Below are 26,974 nucleotides of genomic sequence, written 5' to 3'. Positions count from 1 at the left end.
TAATTTTACTATAAATTGATTTCAAAAGCCACCATAGATACTGTTTTCGAAACTGCTCGTGTAGAGGAAGTTATTGGCGATTTTGTTAATTTAAAACGCGCTGGTAGTAACTTTAAAGGCTTGAGTCCGTTTTCTGATGAGCGCTCTCCTTCTTTTATGGTGTCGCCTGCTAAAGGAATTTGGAAAGATTTTAGTTCGGGAAAAGGAGGAAATGCTGTGGCTTTCCTAATGGAACACTCGCATTTTACCTATCCAGAGGCCATTCGATATTTGGCTAAAAAATACAACATCGAAATTGAAGAAACCGAGCAAACTGATGCCGAAAAAGCCAATATGGATGCGCGCGAAAGTATGTATTTGGTTTCTGAATTTGCTAAAGATTATTTCCATAAAACACTTTTAAATACAGAAGAGGGGAAAGCGATTGGTCTTACGTACTTTAAAGAAAGAGGATTTACTACTGAAACGATTAAGAAATTTAGTTTAGGATATTCGCCTGAAACCTGGGATGCGTTAACTAAAGAAGCTTTAGGAAAAGGATATCAGTTCGAATTTCTAGAGAGCACAGGTTTGACAATTCCTAGGGAAGATCGTCCTTTTGATCGTTTCAAAGGGAGAGTGATGTTTCCTATTCAAAGTATGTCGGGACGTATTTTAGGATTTGGAGGCCGAATTTTGACTAATGATAAAAAAGCGGCAAAATACCTGAATTCACCTGAGAGTGAAATTTACCATAAGAGTAAAGTTTTATACGGGATTTTCCAAGCTAAACAATCTATTGCAAAACTAAATAATTGCTTTCTGGTGGAAGGTTATACGGATGTGATTCAGTTCAATCAAGCAGGAATTGAAAATGTGGTAGCTTCTTCAGGAACGGCTTTGACGCCAGATCAAATCCGACTGATAAACCGATTGACAAAAAATATTACGGTTCTTTTTGACGGGGATGCTGCAGGACTTCGTGCTTCTGTTCGAGGAATTGATTTGATTCTGGAAGAGGGAATGAATGTAAAAGTTTGTGCTTTTCCTGATGGAGAGGATCCAGACAGTTTTGCAAAAAAAACACCGCATGATGATTTAGTAGCTTATTTAGAGAATAATGCTAAGGATTTTATACAATTCAAAGCTTCTCTTTTAATGAATGAAGCTAAGAATGATCCTATCAAGAAAGCCGACTTGATTAGGGATATGGTGCAAAGTATTTCTAAAATCCCAGACCGTATTCAGCGCGAAGTGTATATTCAAGAATGTTCCCGAATTATGGATATTTCGGAGCAGGTGTTGGTGAGTACTTTAGCGCAATTGATTCAAAAAGATGTGGCTGAAGTTGCTAAAAAGCAAAAGCAGGAACAAAAACCATTTCAAGTTCATAGGAATCAAAACCCAACAAATACAGGGTTTTCAGGAGGGGATCCAGAAGATCCAAGGTTTGGGCCACCAGAAGATTATCCTGGAGAACCGGGATATCCAAGCGAGGCTACAGAAAAAGTAGATGTCTTATACCGCCTGGAACGAAAAATAATAGAGATTTTACTTTTATACGGAAATAAAGAGGAGGAGTTTGAGGATGTTTTGATGAAAGCTAACGACGAAGGTGAAATCGTGAATGTTTCCGTAATGAAAAAGTATAAGGTGTTTCAACGTATTTATCTGAGTTTACAAGAAGATGAGGTTGAATTAGCTAACCCTTTGTTTCGTGGAATATTTACGGATTTGATTAATCATTATCTTCAAAATGATCGCTTTAGTCTAGATCAGTACTTAATGCATTTGCCAGCAGAATATGCCCAAGAAGTTACAGATATTTTGATGGAAGACGAGCGTTTAGTGATGCATAACTGGGAAGGTCAAAACATTTTTCCAAAATCAAAATTAGATACAATTAGTCAAAACGTTTCGGAGACTATTTTAACCCTTAGATGGTATTTAGTGGGGCGAATTATAGACGAATTAAAAAACTCCATATCACCTGATGCAGATAATATGGAGTCTTTAATGATGATAAAAGATTATAATGAACTCACTCGTGCTTTTTCAAAAAAGCTGGGTAGAGTCATGTCTCGTTTTTAATTAAACGATTTCTAAACTTTTAGCTTTGTTTACCAAGTCAACTAAGTTAGTAACATTCAATTTTGTTAATAAACGTAGTTTGTAAGTACTAATTGTTTTTTCGTTAAGACCTAAGATTTCAGCAATCTCATGGTTTTTCTTACCACCGCTTAAATAACGTAAAACTTCTACCTCACGGTTTGAAAGTTTACGGTATAAACGTTCGCTTTTACTTTGTTTTGCAATTAAAGCTAGGTTTTTCTTAACGGTTTCGTTCATGATAATTTTACCTTGATGAACTTTGACTATTGATTGACCTAAAGTCTCTAATTTTTCTTTTTTGTGAACGTATCCAGATACTCCTGCCTTAATAGCATTTGGAGCATAAATTTGTTCAGACAGTCCGCTGAAAATAATAATTTTAGTTTTAGGGAAGTCTTTTAAAAGCGATTTCACTTCAAATATACTCGAAAGACCTTCAAGTTCTAAGTCTAAGATTAGAACATCAATTTCTTTTGTTGAGAGAATATCTCGAATCATCAAAAAACTACCAACATTGGCAGCAATTGATATGTCTGAATGGTCCTTGAAGTACGATTTTACTCCAAAATGCACTACCGGAAAATTATCGGCTAGACAAACTTTAATCATGATTTTTTTTTTTTAGGGTTGTTATTTTTGTGTGAATTGTATATATAAAATTAGGAAAAAAAAAGGTCTCCTGCTATTTTTTATGGATAAAATCGTATTAAATCCGATTAATTGCACAAACAGGTATCGGATTCATCTTGTGTTGGTTGATTGTGTTCAATCTTTTGTAGATTTCGAACACCTTTTTTTCTCTTTCTGTGTAATGGTCTGACGGATTGTTGTTTTCGGCTTCTAGCATAGCCCATTCTAATTCATCATAGCTAGCTCCCAGTTGTTGCTCGTCTGTTTTTTCGTCCCCAAATAAACCATCTGAAGGTTGTGCAACAAGAATTGAGTTAGGGACTTGTAAATATGAAGCTAATGCAAAAACATCCGATTTCATTAAATCAGCAATCGGGCTTAGGTCAACTCCACCATCACCGTACTTGGTATAGAAACCAACGCCAAAATCTTCTACTTTGTTACCTGTTCCAGCAACTAAAAGACCGTGAACTCCAGCGTAATAATATAAAGTGGTCATTCTTAAACGTGCGCGAGTATTGGCTAATGTTAGATTTAGTTTGCTTTCTTCAAAGTCTGTAGGGACTTCTTTTTTGAAAGTTTCAAAAACTGAAGTCAAATCACTTTGTACGCTACTTACATTATCAAAACGTTTTTTAAGTTGTTCAATATGTTCTTTTCCTCGACTTACGTGGCTTTGGTGTTGGTGAATTGGCATTTCAACACATAAAACTTTAAGACCTGTTTGAGCGCATAAAGTTGAGGTTACTGCAGAATCAACACCTCCTGAAATCCCTACTACGAAACCATTTACTTTAGCGGCTTCGGCATAGGATTTTAACCAATTGACAATCTGAGTGTTTACATCTTCAACTTTTATAGTGCTTTTTTTAGTCATAATAGTTTAAATTTTAGCTGTCAGGAGCGTATCTTTGCGCAATATTTTTGATAACATACTGGTTATCCTGATATAATGCTGCAAATTTAATTAAAATAAAATGAAAACGTATGTAATTTTCTTAGTTCTGTTGTTCTTTTTTTTATCGTGCAATACTAAAAATAAGACAGAAAAAGCAGTAGAGGCTATTCCGATGGATTTACAAGTGATAAGGTTTGATAAAATTTTTTTCGAAACAGCACCTCAGGATTTGCCTAAAATAAAGAAAGCCTATCCTTTTTTCTTCCCAGTAGGAAATGATGATAGAGTTTGGTTGGAAAAAATGCAAAATCCGCTTTGGAGAGAATTGTATACTGAAGTCCAAAAAAAGTTTTCAGATTTTAATACTTATAAATTGCAGATAGAGGATGTTTTTAAGCATATAAAGTATTATTTTCCAAAGGTTCAAATACCTAAAAAAGTGTATACCGTTATCTCGGAAATGGATTATAAAAATAAAGCTATCTATGCTGATAGTTTGCTGATTGTTTCTTTAGAAATGTATTTGGGCAAAGAGCATAAGTTTTATCAATTTCCCAAGTATATCAAACAGAATTTTGAACCACAACAACTCATGCCAGATGTGGTGGAGAGTTTTGCTAAAAAACAAGTCATGCCTACGCTAGAGAAAAATTTTTTAGCAGCAATGATTTATGCAGGAAAAGAATTGTATCTTAAAGATATGCTTTTGCCTGAATATCAAGATGCAGATAAGATAGGTTATACTGCTGAGCAGTTGCAGTGGTGTCAAGAAAACGAAAGTTATATGTGGCGCTATTTTATCGAAGGTCAATTGTTGTATGATGATGATCCTAAGTTGTTGCCTCGATTTGTAAATCCGGCTCCTTTTTCTAAATTTTATTTAGAAATTGATAATGAGTCGCCAGGGAAAGTAGGAGCTTGGATAGGTTGGCAAATTGTTCGTTCGTATATGAAAAATAATGAAGTATCTTTGCCGCAATTAATGCGCATTAGTGCAAAAGAAATCTTTGAAAAATCAAATTATAAACCTAAGAAGTAATGTCAGATAAACATAAATCAGAAATTAATTTTCTAGTAGAATTAGATGAAAACCGTATCCCAGAAAAATTATATTGGACGGCAAAAGATGGCGGAATTGAGTTAGAAGAGTCTAAGGCAATTATGTTGTCTGTTTGGGATAGCAAGGCTAAAGAAAGCATGCGAATTGACTTGTGGACAAAGGATATGCCAGTAGATGAAATGAAGATTTTCTTTCATCAAACTTTAGTGGCTATGTCGGATACTTTTCACCGTGCTACTGGCGATGAGAAAATGTCAGCAACTATGAAAGATTTCTGTGAGTATTTTGCGGAAAAATTAGAGTTGACTCAGTAAAGGAATATCTAATTTAGTCTATAAAAAAATCTCAAATTCCAGTTTTATATTGGAATTTGGGTTTTTTTATGCTGTTTTTAAGACTTAGGATTTATACATTAAAATCCGCTATTGTTTTTAAATATTTCTTGATTTACTTCGTCAATGTAGCTTAAAACTTCTTCTTTTCCTGTTCCTTCTGTTGATGAGGTTACAAAATAAGGAGGCATTTCTGCCCAGTTGTTAGCAAACATCTGTTTTTTGTATGCTGCAACGTGTGAGTCAATTTTTACCTTACTAATTTTATCGGCTTTGGTGAAGATAATGCAAAAAGGAATTTCGCTTTCGCCCATATAACTCATAAATTCAATATCGATGGCTTGTGCTTCATGACGAATGTCAATCAATACAAAAGCGCAGGCAAGTTGCTCTCTTTTTTCAAAATAATCAGTAATGAACTGTTGGAAAACCGATTTGGTTTTCTTTGAAACCTTTGCGTAACCATAACCAGGTAAATCAACTAAAAACCAATTGTTATTGATTAGAAAGTGATTAATTAGTTGTGTTTTTCCAGGTCTTCCTGATGTTTTTGCTAGTTTTTTATGGTTGGTCAACATATTTATTAATGATGATTTCCCCACATTTGACCTGCCTATAAAAGCGTATTCTGGCAAGAAGTCTTTTGGACATTTGCTTACATCTGAGTTGCTAATTACGAATTCGGCGGTGTTAATTTTCATATCTTTTGATTCAAGAAGCTTATAAATTGGTTTTTTTAAGCCATTCTTCTAATAAATTATTGAATTCATTGGGGTGCTCCATCATGGCTGCATGACCACATTTGTCAATCCAATATAAGGTTGAATTGGGTAATAATTTGTTGAATTCTGTTGCTACTTCTGGTGGGGTAACCTTGTCATTTTTTCCCCAAATAATACAAGTTTGCACATGCATTTTTGGTAAATCTTTAGCCATGTTGTGACGAATAGCGCTCTTAGCAATGGTTAAAGTTTTTATTAATTTAATACGATCGTTTACAGTTGCATATACTTCATCAATCAATTCAGGTGTAGCAATTTTTGGATCGTAAAATACATCTTCGGCTTTTTTCTTGATGTATTCATAGTCGCCTCTTTTTGGGTAACTATCTCCCATGGCGCTTTCGTAAAGTCCTGAACTTCCTGTTATTACAAGTCCGGCTACTTTTTCAGGGTACATTTTAGTATGGTACAAAGCTATATGTCCGCCAAGCGAATTTCCTAAAAGAATTACTCTGTCAAAACCTTTAAAAGTAATAAAGTCTTTTACATATTTAGCAAAGGCTTTTACATTGGTTTTTAATAAGCTTTGAGTGTAAATAGGTAAGTCTGGTATAACAATTTTATATCCTTTATCGGAGAAGTAATTAGCTACGCCGTCAAAGTTACTTAGGCCTCCCATTAATCCATGTAAAATGACAATTGGGGTTCCTTCTCCAGCTTCGTAATAACTGTATCTGCCTTCTTTTTTATAGTTTTTGTCCATGCTTTTGAATGCGAATTTCAATTTCGACAAATATAGGATATAATCAGTTAAAAAGAGTTTTTGAAAACATTTTTTGAGGATAATATTCAAGATTTTCCTTGTGTTTGGAAAAGATACTCTTGGTTATGTTATTGAGTCTCTAGTGTTTTTTTGTGATATTTTAATCGATTTTAAAAAATAAAAATACAGCTTTTGTAACAGCTAAAACCGATTTAAAATGGGTCGCATGTAAGAAAACTTAAAGAGGCTAATGTTCTGGTAGTCTAAAAATTAAGGGTTTTGCTTTGAATGTGGGTAAACTTATCAACAAAGTGGTAGAAAGTGGTAAAAGGTGGTAAAATTTTTTATATTTTTGCTCTATATCATTTAAAGCGATTCTTTTGAATACAATTGTTGGTACATACGAATGTAAAGTTGATGCTAAAGGAAGGGTTTTGTTGCCTGCTCCTTTGAAAAAGCAATTGGCTGCTTCTCTTCAAGACGGTTTTGTCTTGAAGCGTTCGTTGTTTCAACCGTGTTTGGAGTTGTATCCAATGGAAGAGTGGAATGTGATGATGCAAAAAATCAACAAATTAAATCGATTTGTAAAAAAGAACAACGACTTTATCCGCAAGTTTACTGCTGGGGTTAAGGTGGTTGAAATAGATGCTTTAGGGCGTTTATTGGTTCCTAAGGATTTGGTCAATTTTGCCAGTATTGCTAAAGATGTGGTTTTTTCTTCTGCGGTGAATATTGTTGAAATTTGGGATAAGAATTTGTATGAACAGTCAATAGATGATGGTGTTGATTTTGCGGATTTGGCTGAAGAGGTAATGGGTAATATAAATGACGACAACAATGGAATATCATAATCCGGTTTTGCTTAAAGAAACAGTAGATGGTTTAGATATTAAGCCTGATGGAATATATGTGGATGTAACTTTTGGTGGAGGTGGTCATTCTAAGGAGATTTTGAGACGATTAGGACCTAATGGAAAGTTGTATGCTTTTGACCAGGATGAAGATGCTTTAGCTAATGCACTTCCTGATGAAAGATTTGTATTGATAAATGAGAATTTTAGACATATCAAACGGTTTTTGCGTTTTTACGGAGCAAGAAATGTTGATGGGATTTTAGGTGATTTAGGAGTTTCTTCACATCAATTTGATGTGGCTGAAAGAGGTTTTTCTACTCGATTTGATGCTGGATTAGATATGAGAATGAGTCAGAAGAATGACTTAAATGCTTATAAAGTAGTTAATGAATACGATGATGCTAATTTAAGACGTGTGTTTTATGATTACGGCGAATTGAAAAGCGCACCGGCTTTATCCAGAACTATTATTGAGGCTAGAATGCATAGGCCTATTAAAACTACAGATGAGTTGAAAGAGGCCTTAGCTAAGTATTTACCTGAAAAAGTTCGTAATAAAGTGTTAGCGCAAATTTATCAGGCTATTCGTATTGAAGTCAATCAAGAAATGGATGTTTTAAAAGAATTCTTAGAGCAATCCTTAGAAGTTTTAAAACCAGGAGGAAGATTAAGTGTGATTTCCTATCATTCTCTTGAAGATCGTCTGGTAAAAAGATTCATGAAAAACGGCATGTTTGAAGGTGAACCAGAACGAGATTTTTTTGGAAACTTTTCAGTTCCTTTTAAAATAATAGGAAAATTGATTGTTCCAGGCAACGAAGAAATCAAGCTCAATAATAGGGCTAGAAGTGCAAAATTAAGAATAGCCGAAAAGATATAATTAAGAAACAAGATGAGTATTTATAATCTATTAAAAGCAAGATTTTTGATCGATGATGACGCGATGAAAAATTGGCGTTTCATTGTTTTTTTGATTGTCTTGGCTATAATTATGATTGCTAATACACAGCGTTATGAGCAAAAGGTATTTAAAATAGCTGAATTAACTTCAGAAGTTAAAGAATTGCGTTCAGAGTTTGTAGACAGACGTTCAGAACTAATGAAGTTGCGTATGGAATCGACAGTTTCTGAAAAAATGATAGCAAAAGAAATTTTTCCATCAACAGTACCTCCAGTAAAGATTAAAGTAAAAAAAGAAGAAGATAAAAGTTTCCTTAAGAAATTATGGCAGTAGATGATAAATACATATCGTACCGAATTTATCTAGTGGCTTGCGCTATCTTTTTGATGGCAATAGCTATTGCTGTAAAATTGACCAACATCCAATGGGTGGAAGGAGATTATTATCGCGAATTAGCTAAGGAAAGAACGGTTCGTAATTTTGTTATTCCTGCTAACAAAGGGAATATCTATTCAGCCGACGGAAGTTTACTGGCAACTTCAATTCCAAAATACAGTATTCGTTTTGATGCTTTGGCACCAAAGAAAGAAAATTTTGAGAAATATGTTAATTCATTAGCCGATTCATTAGCTACAGTTTTAGACAAACCAGCAAGTTTTTATCAAAATGAATTAAGAAAAGCAAGAGCCAATAATAATCGTTATTTTTTAATTGCAAGAGATTTAAGCTACACCGATTATATGAAAATAAAGGGTTTTCCTTTGTTTCGCTTAGGAGCCTATAAAGGTGGAATTATTGTTGAACAAAAAACCGTTAGGGAACACCCGATTGGTAAAATTGCTGAAAGAACAATTGGTTACGAAAGAGAATTGAAAAAAGGGCAATCAAATGGTAAAGGAATTGAATGGGCTTATAAAGATTATTTAAACGGAAAGGACGGTAAAATTCTAAAACAGAAAATTGCTAAAGGTCAGTGGAAACCTATTCGTGATTTGAATGAAGTAGATCCTCAAGATGGCTACGATGTGATTTCGACAATTGATGTTTATATACAAGATATTGCGCATCATGCCTTATTGAAACAATTAGAGGATTACGAAGCCGATCATGGTTGTGTTGTGGTAATGGAAACGCATACCGGTCAAATTAAGGCAATTGCTAATTTAGGAAGAGCAAATGACGGAACTTATTATGAAACCACTAATTATGCGGTAGCAGAATCTCACGAACCAGGTTCTACCTTTAAATTAGTCGATTTGATGGCTATTTTAGAAGACAAGGTAGCTGATACGAGTACAGTTTATGATACGCATGGTGGTGTAGTTAAGTATTACGGAAGATCAGTTCGTGATTCGCATACGGGTGGTTATGGTAAGATTTCATTAGCTCGCGGATTTGAGCTTTCATCAAATACAGTAATGGTTCAGGCAGTGTATGAGAATTACAAAAATAATCCGTCAAAATTTTTAAATCATATCAAAAATTTTGGTTTGGATAAAACTTTAGGATTGCATCTTAAAGGAGAAGGAAGGCCAATTATTCCGCATCCAGGAGATAAAAGCTGGTCAGGAATTTCGCTTCCTTGGATGGCTTTTGGATACTCAGTTTCGGTTACGCCAATGCAAACTTTAGCTTTTTATAATGCTGTTGCTAATAATGGTGTAATGGTAAAACCACAATTTGTTTCAGAAATTAAAGAATGGAACAAGACCATCAAAAAAATGGAACCTGAAGTTATTAATCCTAGAGTTTGTTCAGAAGAAACACTTTTAAAATTAAAAGCGGTTTTGAAAAATGTAGTTAAAAAAGGGACAGGTTCTAAATTATATTCTAAAGATTTTTCGATGGCAGGGAAAACAGGAACAGCTCAGGTAAATTACGGAAAGCACGACGGTTCTGGCTTGTATTATGCTTCTTCTTTTGTTGGTTATTTTCCAGCAGATAAACCTAAGTATTCTTGTATAGTAGTGGTGCATAAACCCAATACATCCAAGAATAATTATTATGGCGCCGATGTAGCAGGTCCTGTTTTTAAAAGAATTGCACAAAAGATTTTTACAGAAGTTCCATCAACAAACGAAATTAAAAAGTTAGACGGAAAGATTCCTAAGCAAGAGAAAAATTATAATGAATATTATGCTAAGCTTCAGAAATCGCAAGAAGTAGTTCCTAATGTAAAAGGGATGCCGGGAATGGATGCTATTGCGTTATTAGAAAATCTAGGATTACATGTAAGAGCCAAAGGGATAGGGAAAGTTAAAAATCAATCCTTACAGGCAGGACAGAATTTTACAAAAAACACAACTATAACCTTAGAATTACTGTGATAAAATTAAAAGACATATTATATAGAGTAGCAATTGAAGCCGTTCATGGTTCTACTGATATTGCTATCAGTAAATTAGATTTCGATTCGAGAAAAATCGAAGTTAATGATGTGTTTGTTGCTATTCGTGGTACTATTTCAGATGGACATGATTATATTCAAAAAGCCATCGATTTGGGAGCTAAAGCCATTATATGTGATGCTTTTCCAGAGCAATTTGTATCTGAAGTGACTTATGTTCAGGTAAATGATACGAATACTGCGCTTGCTTTTATGGCGGCGAATTACTTTGGAAATCCTTCCGAAAAATTAAAATTAGTGGGGATAACTGGTACTAACGGAAAAACGACTATTGCTTCGTTATTGTACCAAATGTTTAAAAAAGCAGGTTTCAAAGTAGGTTTGCTTTCTACAGTGAAAATTTTGGTTAATGATGTAGAGTATAAAGCCACTCACACCACACCAGATTCCATAACTATCAATCATTTTTTAAATGAAATGATTCATGCTGATGTAGAATATTGTTTTATGGAAGTGAGTTCTCATGGAATTCATCAAAAACGAACTGAAGCATTGCATTTTACAGGTGGTGTATTTACTAATTTGTCTCACGACCATTTGGATTATCACCCCACTTTTGCTGAATACAGAGATGTGAAAAAATCATTTTTTGATCATTTGCCTAAATCAGCTTTTGCAATTTCAAATCTTGATGATAAAAATGGAGCAGTAATGCTGCAAAATACAGCGGCTATAAAAAGAACTTATGCACTAAAATCCTATGCTGATTATAAAGCTCAAATTTTAGAAAATTTATTATCAGGTTTGTTATTGAAAATTGAGGGAAATGAAGTTTGGGTAAAATTAATAGGTGTTTTTAATGCTTATAATTTGTTAGCTATTTATGGTACAGCAATCGAATTAGGTATGGATTCATTAGAAGCACTTCGTTTATTGTCTGAATTAGAAAGTGTTTCCGGAAGATTTCAGTACATAGTTTCTGATTCGAATATCACTGCAATAGTAGATTATGCACATACTCCAGATGCTTTAGAAAATGTACTGAAAACTATCAACGAAGTACGTACTAAGAACGAACAATTAATCACAATTGTAGGTTGTGGAGGAAATAGAGATAAAGCAAAGCGACCAATTATGGCTGAAATTGCTTCTGAATTGAGTAATAAAACCATTTTGACATCGGATAATCCCAGAGATGAAGATCCTGATGCTATTATCAGTGAAATGGAAAAAGGGGTGCCTCCTCAAAATCATAAAAAAGTTTTTGCTGTTACCGACAGAAAGCAAGCTATTAAAATTGCCTGTCAATTGGCTCAGCCTAATGATATTATTTTAATTGCAGGGAAGGGACATGAAACGTATCAAGAAATCAAGGGTGTACGCACTGATTTTGACGATATGAAAATTGTAAAAGAGATTTTAGAACAACTTAATAAATAGTGAAATTATGCTATATTATTTATTTGATTACTTCAACAAAGTATTGAATATTTCTGGAACGGGAGTATTTCAATACATTACTTTTAGATCATCATTAGCTTTTATTCTTTCATTGTTGTTGTCTACAATTTACGGGAAAAGAGTAATTAAGTTTTTGCAAAGACAGCAAGTTGGTGAAACTATTCGAGAGCTTGGTTTGCAGGGGCAAAATGAAAAAGCAGGTACTCCAACTATGGGAGGTTTGATTATCATTTTTGCAACCTTAATTCCGGTTTTTTTGTTTGCCAAACTGCATAATATCTATATCGTTTTACTAATTGTGACCACCTTATGGATGGGAACTATTGGTTTTGTTGATGATTATATCAAAATATTTAAAAAAGACAAACAAGGGTTAAAAGGTATTTTTAAAGTTTTTGGTCAGGTAGGCTTAGGTTTAATTGTAGGAAGCGTATTGTACTTTAATCCTCATGTAACTGTTCGTACCGATACTGGAAAAACAGATGTTTTTAAACAAACTTCAGAAACAGTGGTGTTACCTGCTCCTGTTGAAGAAAAATCAACAGCGACTACAATTCCTTTTTTCAAAAATAATGAATTTGATTATGCTGAATTGTTGGCTTGGACGGGTGATGGTTATCAAAAATGGGCTTGGATTATTTTTATTCCAGTTGTTATTTTTATCATTACTGCAGTTTCAAATGGTGCTAATTTAACGGATGGAATCGACGGGCTTGCTGCGGGAACATCGGCAATTTCGGTCTTGGCACTCGCTATTTTTACATTCGTTTCAGGGAATATTATTTTTTCAAATTATCTCAACATTATGTATATCCCAAATTCGGGAGAAATGACTGTTTTTATCGCAGCATTTGTTGGTGCACTCATTGGGTTTTTATGGTACAACTCTTATCCAGCCTCTGTTTTTATGGGGGATACCGGAAGTTTAACTATTGGTGGTGTTATAGCAGTTTTGGCAATTGCTGTTAGAAAAGAATTGTTGATTCCGTTATTGTGCGGTATCTTCTTGGTAGAAAATTTATCAGTGGTTTTGCAAGTGAGTTATTTTAAATATACCAAGAAACGTTTTGGCGAAGGCCGAAGAATTTTTCTAATGTCGCCATTGCATCATCATTACCAAAAGAAAGGTTATCACGAAAGTAAGATTGTAACCCGATTTTGGATTGTAGCCATCATGTTGGCTATACTTTCAATAGTTACCTTAAAACTAAGATAATATGAGATTAGTAGTGTTAGGTGGAGGCGAAAGTGGTGTGGGAACAGCCATATTAGGAAAACAAAAAGGATACAATGTTTTTGTGTCTGATTATGGAAAAATAAAAGATAATTACAAAAAAGTTCTGATACAAAATGGTATCGATTGGGAAGATGAAAAACATACAGAATCCCTAATCTTAAATGCCGATGTGGTGATGAAAAGTCCCGGTATTCCAGAAAAAGCGCCCATTGTTAAGAAGCTGGTTGAGAAAGGAATTCCAGTGATTTCTGAAATTGAATTTGCGGCTCCTTTTACTAAAGCAGTCACTATTGGGATTACCGGAAGTAACGGGAAGACAACTACAACAATGTTGACTTATCATTTGCTAAAATCGGCGGGATTGAATGTGGGACTAGCAGGAAACATTGGAAAGAGTTTTGCAGAACAAGTTGCCGAAGATAAGTATGATAGTTATGTGTTGGAATTGAGTAGTTTTCAGTTAGACGGAATCATAAATTATAAACCGCATATAGCCATAATAACGAATATTAGTCCAGATCATTTAGATCGATACGATTATAAATATGAGAATTATATAGATTCAAAATTTAGAATCACGATGAATCAAACTGAAGAGGATTATCTCATTTATGATGCAGATGATGAAGCGATTTCTGAATGGTTACAAAAGAACAAAACAAGAGCAAAATTAATTCCTTTTTCATTGACAAAAGTATTTGAAGAAGGAGCCTTTATAAAAAATAATACAATGGAAGCAATAATCAATCAAGAGGAATTTACAATGGAAACAGAATCAATTGCCTTGGAAGGAAAACATAATTTAAAGAATGCAATGGCAGCAACTTCTGTAGCGAAACTAATGCAAATTAGAAAAGCAACAATTCGTGAGAGTTTATCAAATTTTCAGGGTGTAGAACACCGTCTTGAGAAAGTATTAAAAATCCAAAATGTACAATACATTAATGATTCTAAAGCAACTAATGTTAATGCCACATTTTTTGCATTAGATAGCATGAATACACCAACAGTTTGGATTGTGGGTGGTGTTGATAAAGGAAATGATTATAATGAATTAATGGCTTTAGTTCGTGAGAAAGTAAAAGCTATTATTTGTTTAGGTGTTGATAATAGGAAAATTATTGATGCTTTTGGAAATGTAGTGGATATGATGATTGAAGTGCAAAGCATGCGTGAAGCGGTTATTATGTCGCAACGTTTAAGTGAAAAAGGAGATACTGTGTTATTGTCGCCAGCTTGTGCTAGTTTTGATTTATTTGAAAACTACGAAGACAGAGGACGTCAATTTAAAGATGCCGTACATAACTTGTAAAAAAAAGTTAGGAGTCAGGAGTTAAAAGTATATATAAGTTATTCATAACTCATAACCCATAACGGATAACCCATAACTTAAAAAAAAAAATGAAAAAACTAATTAGCAGATTAAAAGGGGATAAAGGGATTTGGTCATTTGTGGCCTTATTGGCCTTGTTTTCCTTTATGCCTGTTTTTAGTGCGAGTAGTAATTTGGCATATTTGGGACATGGGACGGGAAATACTTTAGGTTATTTAGTGAAACATTTCATACATGTTTGTTGCGGATTTGCCATCATTTTTGCTGTACACAATGTACCATACCATTATTTCCGCTCTATTTCTAAATTGTTGTTACCAGTGGTTTGGGTAATACTGGCTATTACCATGATTAAAGGAACTGTGATAGGTGGTGCTAATGCTAGCAGATGGTTGCAAATTCCATTAGTAGGAATGTCGTTTCAGCCTTCGGCTTTTGCGGCTTTGGTTTTATTTGTTTTTGTGGCGAGGTATTTGTCCAAAACCAGAGAGGAACATATTGACTTTGTCGAATCGTTAAAGGAACTTTGGTTGCCTGTTTCTATAACATTAATGTTGATACTTCCTGCTAACTTTTCTACTACAGCGTTGATTTTTTCAATGATAATCATGCTGGTTTTTATAGGGAGATATCCAGTAAAATATATAGGAATTATAATAGGTTCAGGTATTGTATTTATGACTTTTTTCGTCTTGGTTTCTAAAGTTTTTCCTGATGCTAAGTTGTTTAGTAGGGTAAGAACTTGGGAGAGTCGTATTGAAAACTTCAGTACCAATAAACCAGACGAAGATGATTATCAAATAGAAAAAGCAAAAATTGCCATTGCATCTGGAAAAATATACGGATTAGGGCCAGGAAAAAGTGTTCAAAAAAACTTTTTGCCACAATCTTCTTCTGATTTTATTTATGCCATTATTGTAGAAGAATATGGATTAATTGGCGGTTTAGGTGTATTAGGTTTGTATATGTTACTGCTTTTTCGTTTTGTAGTTGCTTCTCATAAAGCCAATACACTTTTTGGGAAATTAGTTGTAATAGGTCTGGGGTTTCCAATGATTTTTCAGGCAATGATTAATATGGCAGTGGCGGTGGAATTATTGCCGGTTACGGGACAAACTTTGCCACTTATAAGTAGTGGAGGAACTTCCATTTGGATGACTTGTATTTCTTTGGGAATTATTATTGGGGTAACCAAAAAAGAAGAAGAAATCGAACAGGAACAAAAAGCAGCTGCCAAAAGAGAAGAAGCTTTGCAACGATTGATTGATGCTGAATTAGCTTCTGAAGAAGAAAAAAATGAATCTTTTTCAATCGAGGATAAAGTGAGTAATCCTATGAATGCAGTTTTGAATAAATAAATTGGATAGCAATGAAACAATATAAATTCATATTAAGTGGCGGTGGAACTGGAGGACATATTTATCCTGCAATTGCAATTGCTAATGAATTAAAATCAAGATTTCCTGATGCTGAGTTTCTTTTTGTAGGAGCCGAAGATAAAATGGAAATGCAAAAAGTACCTCAAGCTGGATATGCTATCAAAGGTTTGTGGATTGCTGGTTTGCAAAGAAAATTGACATTACAAAACGCGATGTTTCCGTTGAAATTAATGAGCAGTTTATGGAAATCCCGAAAAATAATTAAGCAATTTAAACCAGATGTGGTTATAGGAACCGGAGGTTTTGCTAGTGGTCCTTTGTTACAAATGGCAAATATGCTGGGAATTCCAACAGTAATTCAAGAACAAAATTCCTTTCCAGGAATTACAAATAAATTGTTGAGTAAAAAGGCCAATGCAATTTGTGTGGCTTATGAAAACTTAGAACAATTTTTTCCAAAAGGAAAAATGATTTTGACTGGAAACCCTGTTCGTCAAGATTTGATTGCGATAGAAAGTAAGCGAGCAGAAGCAATTGAATATTTTAAATTGGATGCCAAAAAGAAAACATTGTTGGTTCTTGGAGGTAGTTTAGGCGCTAGAAGAATCAATCAGTTGATAGAGAAAGAACTAAAAAATATTGTTTCGCAAGGCGTTCAAATAATCTGGCAATGTGGGAAATTGTACTTTGAAGAGTATAAAAAATACAATTCAGAAAATGTTCAGGTTGTAGCTTTTATTGAAAAAATGGATTTTGTTTATGCTGCTGCCGATATTATTATTTCGCGAGCAGGTGCCTCTTCGGTATCGGAATTATGTATTGTGGGGAAACCGGTCATTTTTATTCCTTCGCCCAATGTAGCCGAAGATCATCAGACTAAAAATGCAAAAGCTATCGTTGATAAAAAAGGAGCGCTATTGTTGAAAGAATCACAGTTGGATTCCGAATTTAGTTTGGTTTTTGAAGCCTTGTTAAAAGATAAAGAAAAACAAAATCAGCTTAGCGAAAACATGAAAGAGCTCGCTTTACCAGAAGCAACAACACAAATTGCTGACGAAATTGTGAGATTAATAAAATAATTGATTTATGGGTTTTGTGTTATTGTTATTATTTGTTCTTGTGATTTTAGCTATTGGAATAGCGTATTATTTTGACTATAAGAATGATAAAAAAGGATTTAATAAATCAATTAAAAATATTGGATTTTTAGCGTTGATTATTTTGGGATTGTATTTTGCCTCAATAGTAATTGAAAAAATTTCGAACTGTATTTCGAACTAATTAGTGTCTTAGCGCCTTAGTGGCATAAATAAAAATAAAATGAATTTAAACCAAATACAAAATGTCTTTTTTATCGGTATCGGAGGTATTGGTATGAGTGCTTTGGCGCGCTATTTTAAGTACATTGGAAAGGAAGTTTCTGGTTATGATAAAACGCCAACAATTTTGACTAATGAGTTAATTGAAAGCGGAATTAATATTCATTTTGAAGATGAAATTCATTTAATTCCTAAAGATTATTTTGTTGAAAATACTTTGGTTATTATAACACCAGCGGTACCAAAAACACATTCACAGTGGAATTATTTTTTGGAGCGTGATTATCAAGTTAAAAAAAGAGCCGAAGTTTTAGGAATTATTACTAAAGATACTTTTTGTTTTGCTGTAGCTGGAACACACGGAAAGACAACTACATCAAGTATTTTGGGGCATATTTTACATGAAAGTGGTGCTGATGTTACTGCATTTATTGGTGGTATTGTAGAGAATTATAATTCAAATTTAATAGGAAGCGGAAAAACCGTAACCGTTGTTGAAGCAGATGAGTTTGATCGTTCCTTTTTGCATTTGCATCCAGATATTGCTTGTGTGACCTCTATGGATGCTGATCATTTGGATATTTATGGGACTGATGAAGCAATTAAAGCCTCTTTTGCTGAATTTGCAGATAAGGTAAGTGATAAAAATAAATTATTTGTTACAACCGAATTACCGCTTTCCGGAGTAACAGTGGGAGTGAATGAAGAGGCTACTTATAATGCTTTTAATATAAGAATCGAAGATGGTAGTTATGTTTTTGATGTAAAAACACCAAACGGGATTTTAAAGGATTTTCGTTTTGGACTACCAGGAAGACACAATTTGATGAATGCTTTAATGGCTCTTGCCATGGCAGTAAATTTCGGCACCCCAACCGATGCCATCGCAAGAGCCTTAGCTTCATTTAAAGGAATTAGAAGGCGTTTTTCTTATCAAATTAGAACTGAAAATTTAGTCTATATTGATGATTATGCGCATCATCCTACAGAGATAAATGCTGTGCATCAGGCGGTAAGAGAATTGTATCCGAATAAGAAAGTTTTGGCTGTTTTTCAGCCGCACCTTTTTAGTAGAACTAAAGATTTTGCAGATGATTTTGCTAAAAGTCTTTCACAATTTGACGAAGTGCTTTTGATGAATATTTATCCGGCAAGAGAGTTGCCAATGGAAGGTGTTACGTCAGAATGGTTATTGTCTAAAATAGATAATCCAAACAAAAAGATTGTCTCCAAAGAAGATTTAATAACCACTATGTTGAAAAGCGATGCTCCTGTTATGGTTACTATTGGGGCTGGTGATATTGGGGAAATGGTATTAGCGATTAAAAAAGCTTTAAATGAGAAAAATATTTAATTGGACAAATATCAGATTATTTCTTATGTTGGGTTTGGTCTGTTTTCTTTTTTCGTTTACCTCTAAGCGAAATGAAAGAAGAAAAGTGGCTAAAATTGATGTTGTTTTTGTAGGAGAAAACAATCTTTTTATTAAATCTGAAACGGTTAATAAATTGTTAATAGAAAATATGAATAACCGCTTAGGCATTGAAAAAGATAAATTAGATTTGAATAAGCTAGAAAGTAAGCTGGATTCAAATGCGATGATTGACGAATCGGATGTGTTTGTAAGTATTGATGGCGTGCTAAAAGCGGTTGTAAAGCAAAAGACTCCTGTAGCTAGAGTGGTTAATGATTTAGAATCTTTTTATATTGATTATAAGGGGGGTAAAATGCCGCTATCGGATAATTTTACAGCAAGGGTTCCACTGGTTTCAGGGAATGTAAATAGTAAGAATGAAGCAAAATTGGCGGAATTGTTTCGTGTTATTCACGAAGATGATTTTTTAAAAAAAAACATCATTGCCATCCAAGTTTTGCCCAATGCTAGCCTAAAAATGTTCAATAGAAATTACAATTACCAGATAGATTTTGGTAGTATGACGAATTTTGAAGCAAAATTTAAGAACTATAAAGCTTTTTTTCAAAAAGCTGTTTTAGATAGTACATTGTATAAATATAAGAAGATTGACCTCAGGTTTACAAAACAAGTAGTTTGCACTAAATAATAGAAAATGGAAAAAGAGAATATTGCAGTAGGTCTAGATATAGGGACAACCAAAATCGTTGCCATGATTGGCAAAAAAAATGAGTATGGTAAGTTGGAAATTTTGGGTGTTGGAAAATCCAAAAGTCTAGGTGTGGCTAGAGGAGTGGTGAATAATATTACACAAACCATTCAATCTATTCAGCAAGCAATAAATGAAGCAGAAACAAATTCAGGTTATAAAATTAAGGATGTTGTTGTAGGGATAGCGGGTCAGCATATTCGTAGTATTCAACATACCGATTATATCAGTAGAAATAATCCCGAAGAAGTAATTGGTGGTGATGATATTCAATTATTGATTGATCAGGTGAATAAATTGGCGATGTTGCCAGGTGAAGAAATTATTCACGTACTGCCACAGGAATTTAAAATTGACGGACAATCAGAAATTAAAGAACCTATCGGTATGTACGGTGGACGACTAGAGTCTAGTTTCCATGTTGTTGTAGGTCAGGCTTCGTCTATACGCAACGTAGGACGTTGTATCCAGAGTTCAGGTATTGAATTATCAGGATTAACATTAGAACCTTTAGCTTCTTCTGATGCAGTTTTAAGCCAAGAAGAAAAAGAAGCTGGAGTTGCCTTAATTGATATTGGAGGAGGAACAACGGATTTGGCTATTTTTAAAGATGGGATTATTCGTCATACTGCAGTAATTCCTTTTGGAGGAAATGTTATTACAGATGATATCAAAGAAGGTTGTTCTATTATAGAAAAACAAGCTGAATTATTAAAAGTGAAATTTGGTTCGGCTTGGCCAGGTGAAAATAAAGACAACGAAATTGTATCTATTCCTGGATTAAGAGGTAGAGAACCAAAGGAAATTTCGTTGAAAAATTTATCTAAAATTATTCACGCTAGAGTAGTTGAAATAATCGAGCAAGTTTTTACAGAAGTAAAAGCTTATGGTCACGAAGATCCAAGAAAAAAATTAATTGCCGGAATTGTACTTACTGGTGGTGGAGCACAATTAAAACACATCAAACAGTTGGTGGAATATATCACTGGAATGGATACCAGAATTGGATATCCTAATGAGCATTTGGCAGGAAATTCAGATGAAGAATTCTCAAGCCCATTATATGCAACTGCAGTTGGATTAGTAATGAATAGCATTTGTAATAATACACAAAGTGCTATTAGAAAAGAAGAAGTGGTTTCTCAAAGAACGGTGTTTTATCGTGAGCCGGTGGCTGAACCAGTAGAACGTATTCAGCAAGAAGTAGAAGAAGTGGAAACGCAAAGTTATTCTAAAAATGAAGAATCAACAGGAGAAAAAATTAAGCGTTCTTTTTTTGATCGATATGTTGATAAGATTAAAGATTTTTTAGATAATGCCGAGTAGTAAGTAAGAAGGAGAATAAAGACAAATATATTAATATCAAATACCAAATAATATGACGAGCAACTCAGAATTTGGAAGTATTTCATTTGATTTACCTAAAAATCAATCAAATGTAATAAAAGTAATAGGTGTAGGTGGAGGAGGAAGTAATGCTATCAACCACATGTTTAAGCAAGGAATCAAAGGAGTTGATTTCATTGTTTGTAATACGGATTCACAAGCATTACAAAACAGTTCAGTACCTAACAAAATTCAATTAGGGGTAAACCTTACTGAAGGACTTGGGGCTGGAGCTAATCCTGATGTAGGACAACAATCAGCTATTGAAAGTATCGCTGACATTGAAAAAATGTTAGATCGTAATACTAAGATGGTTTTTATTACAGCCGGAATGGGTGGAGGTACCGGAACAGGTGCTGCGCCTGTAATTGCTCAACTGGCTAAAGAAAGAGAAATTCTTACTGTAGGAATTGTAACCTTGCCATTTACTTTTGAAGGTAAAGTGCGTCAGGAACAAGCGCTTATTGGTATCGAAAAATTACGCAAACAAGTAGATTCTTTAATTGTTATCAATAATAACAAATTAAGAGAAGTTTACGGAAATCTTGGGTTTAAAGCAGGTTTCTCTAAAGCTGACGAAGTTTTAGCAACTGCTTCAAGAGGAATTGCTGAGGTAATTACACATCACTATACTCAAAATATTGATTTACGTGATGCTAAAACTGTTTTAGCAAATAGTGGAACGGCTATCATGGGTTCATCTGTAGCTTCAGGTGAAAACAGAGCTAAAGAAGCTATTATTGCAGCTTTAGATTCTCCATTGTTGAATGATAATAAAATTACAGGAGCCAAAAACGTATTGTTGCTCATCGTTTCTGGTTCTAACGAAATTACCTTAGATGAAATTGGTGAAATCAATGACCACATTCAAAGTGAAGCGGGTTATAATGCTAATATCATCATGGGGGTTGGAGAAGATGAAACATTGGGTGATGCTGTTGCAGTGACTATTATTGCTACAGGATTTGATATTGAACAACAAAACGGAATTGTAAATACTGAACCAAAAAAAATCATTCATACTTTGGAGGATGAACAAAGAAGTGTTCATAATCTAAGTAATAATCCAGTTGCAGCTTTTGATTTAAACATTGATAAGCCAGTAAGCAAAACGGAAGATAGAGTTGTTTTTGATTTAATTGATGATGAAGAAGAAATAATTGCAACTCCAATAGCTCCTGTAGCTGCTGATGAGCCAGTAGTTCCTGTTGCGGGAAACGAAGAATTGATGGCAATGTCTGAATTTATTAAAAATATCGATGTTACTTTCGAAATTGTTTCTCCAATTAAAGAAGAAGAATTTACATTTTCTACACCAAAAGTAGAAGAAGTAAAACAGCCAATTATTGAAGAGTCAAAAGCTATCGATAAACAAGAGCAAACTTCTATTTCTTTTGATTTACCACTTTTTAAATCAGAACCAGTAAAATCAGAGCCAGTTCAGGAAAAAGAAGAAAAAGTTTTGTTTGAATTGACAAATGAAACTAAAGAAATAAAAGTAAATCAGGCAGTTCAATTTGTACCTGTTACTGAATTGTCAGATAATGGAGTGATTAGATATTCTCTTGAGGAATATATGGAAGCTGAAAATGAATTATCATCGGCTAAACCAGTTGAAAAAGTAGTTGAAGAAGTGATTCCTGAGGAGTTAAATATTACGATGAAAAAAGTAGAAGCAGCTCCGGAAGATTTTTCAAATGCTGAGGATATTTCTCCTATCGAAATGACTATTGAAGAGACATTGCGTTTAAGAGCAGATGAGAGAAGAAAAAAATTAAAAGAATTCAATTATAAGTTTCATAATAATGTTTCAAAGATTGATGAATATGAAAAAGAGCCTGCTTATAAAAGATTAGGTATTGATATTTCAAACAATCAAACAAACAATTCGAATTCAAGAATTTCTGTTGGAACAGATAGTAATAATGATTTACAATTGCGTTCTAATAATTCTTATTTGCATGACAACGTAGATTAGTAACTCTAATTTCCGAGATAATAACCCGAAAATTGAATTTAATTTTCGGGTTATTTTTTTTACCTTCGCACAGAGTTTGAGACACTGTTGATGTTTGTAATAGCATTTTGTCTTTATAAACTTCCTTGCATAAGTAAATGTCAAATTGAGCAGTAATGCTCATTAATAAAAAATATAAATGAGTTTATCAACAAAAATCATGGATGAAATGAAAACAGCCATGAAAGCCAAAGATACAGTGGCATTAGAAGCTTTAAGAGCTATAAAATCAGAATTGCTTTTAGCTCAAACTTCTTCAGGAACAAAAGAAGAAATTTCAGAAGATGAAGAAATTAAATTGCTACAACGTTTAGTGAAAACGCGTAAAGAAAGCGCAAGAATTTATACAGAGCAAAATCGTCCTGATTTAGTAGAACCAGAATTAGCTCAGGTAGCTGTAATTGAAAAGTTTTTGCCAGCTCAATTGAGTGAGGCTGAAATCGAGGCTGTAATTGCTAAGATTATTGCAGAAACAGGGGCTTCTGGAATTGCTTCTATGGGAAAAGTAATGGGATTGGCTTCTGCACAATTAGGAGGAACTGCCGAAGGGAAAACAGTTTCTACTATTGTGAAAAAATTATTAGTATAAATAATTTTAGACTTTTGAGTTCAGATATTAGATTTTGAATGATAATCTAAAATCTGAATTCTTAAATCATAAATAAACTGACTGCGTAGTTCAACTGGATAGAATATCAGATTTCGGCTCTGAGGGTTGGGGGTTCGAACCCCTCCGCGGTCACAAATACAAACAGGCTTCAAAAATAATCAAGATACTTTGATTGTTTTTGGAGCTTTTTGTTTTAATTTGGATTTAAATTTAATATTATATATGGCGTTGAATTTAGTGTTTCAAGTTTGTATTGTTCTGTTTTTGGGAATACTGATTCTTCAATTTATTCTTTTTCGAATTATTGAGCCTGTGTATGTGTTGGTTTATAAAAAACCTTTGTTTTTATATTTTTATCCTTTTCCTAAAAAACTAAGTTCGGAGGAAATAGTAATTTTAGAAGATAATTTTCCTTTTTATAATCGGCTTAGTCTAAAAAAGAAAAGGTATTTTGAGCATAGAATTAAAGAGTTTTTAGTAAAATATGATTTTGTGGCTAAGGAAGATGTGGTTGTTACTGAATTTATGAAAATACTCATTGCCGGAACTTATGTAATGTTGACTTTTGGTATTAGGAAATATTTGATTGATTTGTTTTCGAGAATCGTTATTTATCCATCCAGTTATTATTCTACTTTGAATAAGGTATATCACAAAGGGGAATTTAATCCTCGAATGAAATCCATTGTTTTTTCTTGGGAAGATTTTATTTTAGGTCATACAACAGCCAATGATAATCTTAATTTAGGTTTGCATGAATTTGCTCATGCTTTGCATTTTCATAGCTTAAAGAGTAATGATCCAAGTGCTGTAATCTTTTATGATGAGTTTAATAAATTAACACGTTATTATACCGATGAAAGTTTAAATGCAGAATTACGTTCCAAAGCTTATTTTAGATTGTATGCTTATGAAAATCAGTTTGAGTTTTTGTCTGTAATTTTAGAACACTTTTTTGAGACTCCTGAAGTATTTAGAAAGCAACACCCAGAATTATTTCAGATTATTGCTAAGATGATTAATTTTAAAGAATCAGTTTAAGTAAAAAAAAGTCCCAATTAAGGGACTTTTGATTTGTTATAATGAAGTGATTTTCTTTAAATCAGCTACTGTTGCAATGGGGTCAGCTGCACCAAAAACATAACTTCCTGCTACAAGAACATCAGCTCCAGCTTTTACTAGTTGGGCTGCATTTTTATTTGTAACACCGCCGTCAATTTCGATAATAGTTGAAGCGCCTTTTCTGTCAATTAAAGCTTTCAGCTTTCTAACTTTATCATAAGTATTTTCAATAAACGATTGTCCGCCAAAACCTGGATTCACGCTCATAATTAAAACCATATCAATGTCGTTAATAACATCTTCCAGCAAATCAACGCTGGTGTGTGGGTTTAGTGAAACTCCGGCTTTCATTCCTTCTGCTTTGATTGCCTGTATTGTTCTATGTAGATGAGGACAGGCTTCAATGTGAACCGTAAGGATGTCAGCTCCCAGTTTTTTAAATGTAGAAATGTATTTATCTGGTTCTACAATCATCAGGTGAACGTCAATGGTTTTTGTAGCATGTCTTTTGATAGCTTCCAAAACAGGCATTCCAAAAGAGATATTAGGAACAAAAACGCCATCCATGATGTCAATATGAAACCAGTCTGCTTCACTAATGTTAATCATTTCAATATCGCGTTGTAGATTGGCAAAATCTGCAGCGAGAACTGACGGTGCAATAAGTGTGTTTTTCATTGTGGTTGTGTTGTGTGTTTAATTTTTTTTGCAAAGGTACAAAATCAAATGGCTTTTAAACAAAGTGATTTGTTGCTTTATAATTCTGTTTGTAATAAAAAAAACTCCAGTTTGAACTGGAGTTTTCTACTAGAAATAATTAATTATGGGAAAATTATCCTAAGTATGTTTTTAAAATTTTACTTCTTGAAGTATGTTTCAATCTGCGAATTGCTTTTTCTTTAATTTGACGTACACGCTCACGAGTCAGGTCGAAAGTTTCTCCAATTTCTTCTAAAGTCATTGGGTGTTGATCGCCAAGGCCAAAATACAAACGAACCACATCAGCTTCTCTTGGAGTTAATGTTTCTAATGAACGCTCGATTTCAGTACGTAAAGATTCGTGGATTAATTCTCTGTCTGGATTTGGAGATTCCCCTGAACGCAATACGTCATAAAGATTAGAATCTTCTCCTTCCACAAGAGGTGCATCCATTGATAAGTGACGGCCAGAGTTTTTCATAGACTCTTTAACGTCATTTACAGTCATATCAAGTTCTTTTGCAATTTCTTCAGCAGAAGGTGGACGCTCATTAGATTGTTCTAATAAAGCATACATTTTGTTGATTTTATTGATAGAACCAATTTTGTTTAAAGGCAAACGTACAATACGTGATTGTTCAGCCAAAGCTTGAAGGATAGATTGGCGAATCCACCATACCGCATACGAGATGAATTTGAAACCACGTGTTTCGTCAAAACGTTGTGCTGCTTTGATTAGACCTAAATTTCCTTCATTAATTAAATCAGGAAGTGTTAATCCTTGATTTTGGTATTGTTTTGCAACGGAAACAACGAAACGTAAATTGGCTTTTGTTAATTTCTCAAGTGCTCTTTGATCTCCAGCTTTGATGCGTTGTGCTAATTCTACTTCTTCGTCAGCAGTAATAAGGTCAACTTTTCCAATTTCTTGTAAATATTTGTCTAATGAAGCAGTTTCACGATTGGTAACCTGCTTGGTAATTTTAAGTTGTCTCATGATTTTGTTGTCCCAATTTTTATAGTGTACGAATGGTTATACGTATGAAGTTGTGAAAAAGTTACAAGAATTTGAAAATAATTTATATAATTTCAACCTCAGTTAGTAGGGAAGCTTTTGTTTGTTGATTGTAAGTGTTTTATATCTTTTTTTTATGGTGTTAATTAAATGTAAATGCAGGTTTTTGCATTGCAAAGTTTGCTAAATTTAGTAGTATCTAATTTTAAAACGATAGTGTCATGAAAAAAATGATTTTGTTTGGTTTGCTGTTGGTTTTTTCAAACCAATTTTATGCTCAAGGAACAGTAGGTAGTACTGTGTTAAAGGAAAAAAAAGAAAAAGTGGTTGTTGAGAAGAAAAAAATCGACAAAGAAGCGAAAGAAAAAACAATGACTGTAGCTGAGAAAAAAAAGAAATTAGCTGACGAGGCTAAAGCCAAAAAAGAAGCTGTTGACAAGAAAAAATCTGCTTTGACAAGCGGTGCAAAAAAAGAGCTAAAGGATAAGAAAGAAGCTGGAACTAATATGTCAGCCAATAAAGCACAAATAGCAAAAGACAATGCATTAGCTAAAGAGGCAAAAATAAAAACCAATACTTCAGTAACAAAAGATAAGGTTACGGGAACATATAATGGTAAGAAAGTGTATACAGGTCCAAAAGGAGGAAAGTATTATATAAATAGCAACGGAAATAAAACTTATCTTGATAAATAGATATTGAAATACAAAAATCCCGCTCACCTAGGTGAACGGG

General features: G+C 33.7%; 25 protein-coding genes and 1 tRNA gene. 20 read left to right on the top strand and 6 right to left on the bottom strand.

Annotated elements, in window-relative coordinates:
* Positions 1 to 15: 15 nt before the first annotated feature.
* Positions 16 to 2,070: a DNA primase gene (dnaG, locus tag AC4FRF_RS00555; protein ID WP_491157494.1), complete on the top strand. Its 2,055-nt coding sequence runs from the start codon at positions 16 to 18 to the stop codon at positions 2,068 to 2,070.
* On the opposite strand, the gene AC4FRF_RS00550 is transcribed toward dnaG, so the two are convergent.
* Together AC4FRF_RS00550 and nadE are read right to left on the bottom strand one after the other, a co-directional pair.
* Positions 2,071 to 2,700, bottom strand: coding sequence for a LuxR C-terminal-related transcriptional regulator (locus tag AC4FRF_RS00550; RefSeq protein WP_491157493.1), 630 nt, complete (start codon positions 2,698 to 2,700; stop codon positions 2,071 to 2,073).
* Positions 2,701 to 2,797: 97 nt separating this feature from the next.
* Positions 2,798 to 3,598 carry an NAD(+) synthase gene (gene nadE, locus AC4FRF_RS00545; protein WP_491157492.1) on the bottom strand — a complete coding sequence of 267 codons (801 nt, stop codon included), beginning with the start codon at positions 3,596 to 3,598 and terminating at the stop codon, positions 2,798 to 2,800.
* A gap of 100 nt (positions 3,599 to 3,698) precedes the next feature.
* Between nadE and gldB the strand changes: the two genes are divergently transcribed.
* Positions 3,699 to 4,658: a gliding motility lipoprotein GldB gene (gene gldB / locus AC4FRF_RS00540; RefSeq protein WP_491157491.1), complete on the top strand. Its 960-nt coding sequence runs from the start codon at positions 3,699 to 3,701 to the stop codon at positions 4,656 to 4,658.
* Entirely contained in the window at positions 4,658 to 4,993 is a 336-nt protein-coding gene (gene gldC / locus AC4FRF_RS00535) for a gliding motility protein GldC (RefSeq protein WP_491157490.1), read from the top strand. Before gldB ends, gldC begins: the two co-directional genes overlap by 1 nt.
* Positions 4,994 to 5,091: 98 nt before the next feature.
* Here the strand turns inward: gldC and yihA are convergent, their stop codons facing one another.
* Both yihA and AC4FRF_RS00525 read right to left on the bottom strand, forming a co-directional pair.
* The gene (gene yihA, locus AC4FRF_RS00530; protein WP_491157489.1) at positions 5,092 to 5,712 is read right to left on the bottom strand and encodes a ribosome biogenesis GTP-binding protein YihA/YsxC; all 621 of its coding nucleotides are present in this window, start codon (positions 5,710 to 5,712) and stop codon (positions 5,092 to 5,094) included.
* A 19-nt stretch (positions 5,713 to 5,731) separates the two neighbouring features.
* Positions 5,732 to 6,496 (bottom strand): alpha/beta fold hydrolase, encoded by a 765-nt coding sequence (locus AC4FRF_RS00525; RefSeq protein WP_491157488.1) that lies wholly within the window; start codon positions 6,494 to 6,496, stop codon positions 5,732 to 5,734.
* Positions 6,497 to 6,876: 380 nt separating this feature from the next.
* Between AC4FRF_RS00525 and mraZ the strand changes: the two genes are divergently transcribed.
* The 16 genes from mraZ to AC4FRF_RS00445 all read left to right on the top strand — a co-directional run bounded on the left by mraZ (position 6,877) and on the right by AC4FRF_RS00445 (position 24,504).
* Positions 6,877 to 7,347: a division/cell wall cluster transcriptional repressor MraZ gene (mraZ, locus tag AC4FRF_RS00520; RefSeq protein ID WP_491157487.1), complete on the top strand. Its 471-nt coding sequence runs from the start codon at positions 6,877 to 6,879 to the stop codon at positions 7,345 to 7,347.
* Complete coding sequence (gene rsmH, locus AC4FRF_RS00515; protein WP_491157486.1) at positions 7,322 to 8,230, top strand: 16S rRNA (cytosine(1402)-N(4))-methyltransferase RsmH; 909 nt, start codon at positions 7,322 to 7,324, stop codon at positions 8,228 to 8,230. The genes mraZ and rsmH overlap by 26 nt, the downstream gene beginning before the upstream one ends.
* 12 nt (positions 8,231 to 8,242) lie before the next feature.
* Positions 8,243 to 8,584 carry an FtsL-like putative cell division protein gene (locus AC4FRF_RS00510; RefSeq protein ID WP_491157485.1) on the top strand — a complete coding sequence of 114 codons (342 nt, stop codon included), beginning with the start codon at positions 8,243 to 8,245 and terminating at the stop codon, positions 8,582 to 8,584.
* On the top strand, positions 8,575 to 10,578 hold the full coding sequence (locus AC4FRF_RS00505) for a penicillin-binding protein (protein ID WP_491157484.1): 2,004 nt from the start codon (positions 8,575 to 8,577) through the stop codon (positions 10,576 to 10,578). Before AC4FRF_RS00510 ends, AC4FRF_RS00505 begins: the two co-directional genes overlap by 10 nt.
* Positions 10,578 to 12,038 carry a UDP-N-acetylmuramoyl-L-alanyl-D-glutamate--2,6-diaminopimelate ligase gene (locus tag AC4FRF_RS00500; protein ID WP_491158283.1) on the top strand — a complete coding sequence of 487 codons (1,461 nt, stop codon included), beginning with the start codon at positions 10,578 to 10,580 and terminating at the stop codon, positions 12,036 to 12,038. Before AC4FRF_RS00505 ends, AC4FRF_RS00500 begins: the two co-directional genes overlap by 1 nt.
* Before the next feature lie 7 nt (positions 12,039 to 12,045).
* Positions 12,046 to 13,275 carry a phospho-N-acetylmuramoyl-pentapeptide-transferase gene (mraY, locus tag AC4FRF_RS00495; protein ID WP_491157483.1) on the top strand — a complete coding sequence of 410 codons (1,230 nt, stop codon included), beginning with the start codon at positions 12,046 to 12,048 and terminating at the stop codon, positions 13,273 to 13,275.
* A 1-nt stretch (position 13,276) separates the two neighbouring features.
* Positions 13,277 to 14,608 (top strand): UDP-N-acetylmuramoyl-L-alanine--D-glutamate ligase, encoded by a 1,332-nt coding sequence (gene murD, locus AC4FRF_RS00490; RefSeq protein ID WP_491157482.1) that lies wholly within the window; start codon positions 13,277 to 13,279, stop codon positions 14,606 to 14,608.
* 89 nt (positions 14,609 to 14,697) lie between these two features.
* Positions 14,698 to 15,987: an FtsW/RodA/SpoVE family cell cycle protein gene (locus AC4FRF_RS00485; RefSeq protein WP_491157481.1), complete on the top strand. Its 1,290-nt coding sequence runs from the start codon at positions 14,698 to 14,700 to the stop codon at positions 15,985 to 15,987.
* 11 nt (positions 15,988 to 15,998) lie between these two features.
* Positions 15,999 to 17,087, top strand: coding sequence for an undecaprenyldiphospho-muramoylpentapeptide beta-N-acetylglucosaminyltransferase (gene murG, locus AC4FRF_RS00480; protein WP_491157480.1), 1,089 nt, complete (start codon positions 15,999 to 16,001; stop codon positions 17,085 to 17,087).
* A 241-nt stretch (positions 17,088 to 17,328) separates the two neighbouring features.
* On the top strand, positions 17,329 to 18,681 hold the full coding sequence (murC, locus tag AC4FRF_RS00475; protein WP_491157479.1) for a UDP-N-acetylmuramate--L-alanine ligase: 1,353 nt from the start codon (positions 17,329 to 17,331) through the stop codon (positions 18,679 to 18,681).
* A complete protein-coding gene (locus AC4FRF_RS00470; protein WP_491157478.1) occupies positions 18,665 to 19,390 on the top strand; it encodes a cell division protein FtsQ/DivIB in 726 nt (241 codons plus the stop codon). The genes murC and AC4FRF_RS00470 overlap by 17 nt, the downstream gene beginning before the upstream one ends.
* Positions 19,391 to 19,396: 6 nt before the next feature.
* On the top strand, positions 19,397 to 20,776 hold the full coding sequence (ftsA, locus tag AC4FRF_RS00465) for a cell division protein FtsA (RefSeq protein ID WP_491157477.1): 1,380 nt from the start codon (positions 19,397 to 19,399) through the stop codon (positions 20,774 to 20,776).
* A gap of 52 nt (positions 20,777 to 20,828) precedes the next feature.
* Positions 20,829 to 22,814, top strand: coding sequence for a cell division protein FtsZ (gene ftsZ / locus AC4FRF_RS00460; RefSeq protein WP_491157476.1), 1,986 nt, complete (start codon positions 20,829 to 20,831; stop codon positions 22,812 to 22,814).
* Between the two features lie 178 nt (positions 22,815 to 22,992).
* Positions 22,993 to 23,442, top strand: a complete 450-nt coding sequence (locus AC4FRF_RS00455) for a GatB/YqeY domain-containing protein (protein WP_491157475.1) — start codon at positions 22,993 to 22,995, stop codon at positions 23,440 to 23,442.
* A 79-nt stretch (positions 23,443 to 23,521) separates the two neighbouring features.
* A tRNA-Arg gene (locus AC4FRF_RS00450) sits at positions 23,522 to 23,595 on the top strand.
* A 90-nt stretch (positions 23,596 to 23,685) separates the two neighbouring features.
* Entirely contained in the window at positions 23,686 to 24,504 is an 819-nt protein-coding gene (locus tag AC4FRF_RS00445; protein ID WP_491157474.1) for a zinc-dependent peptidase, read from the top strand.
* Between the two features lie 36 nt (positions 24,505 to 24,540).
* Here the strand turns inward: AC4FRF_RS00445 and rpe are convergent, their stop codons facing one another.
* Together rpe and AC4FRF_RS00435 are read right to left on the bottom strand one after the other, a co-directional pair.
* Complete coding sequence (gene rpe / locus AC4FRF_RS00440) at positions 24,541 to 25,203, bottom strand: ribulose-phosphate 3-epimerase (protein ID WP_491157473.1); 663 nt, start codon at positions 25,201 to 25,203, stop codon at positions 24,541 to 24,543.
* Between the two features lie 154 nt (positions 25,204 to 25,357).
* Entirely contained in the window at positions 25,358 to 26,221 is an 864-nt protein-coding gene (locus AC4FRF_RS00435; protein WP_007804760.1) for a sigma-70 family RNA polymerase sigma factor, read from the bottom strand.
* Between the two features lie 239 nt (positions 26,222 to 26,460).
* Here AC4FRF_RS00435 and AC4FRF_RS00430 point away from each other — a divergent pair, with 239 nt between their 5' ends.
* Positions 26,461 to 26,934: a hypothetical protein gene (locus AC4FRF_RS00430; RefSeq protein WP_491157472.1), complete on the top strand. Its 474-nt coding sequence runs from the start codon at positions 26,461 to 26,463 to the stop codon at positions 26,932 to 26,934.
* Positions 26,935 to 26,974: the final 40 nt, after the last annotated feature.

It is taken from the genome of Flavobacterium sp. ST-158, from assembly GCF_058309975.1.
This window is presented reverse-complemented; position numbering and strand designations above follow the sequence as displayed.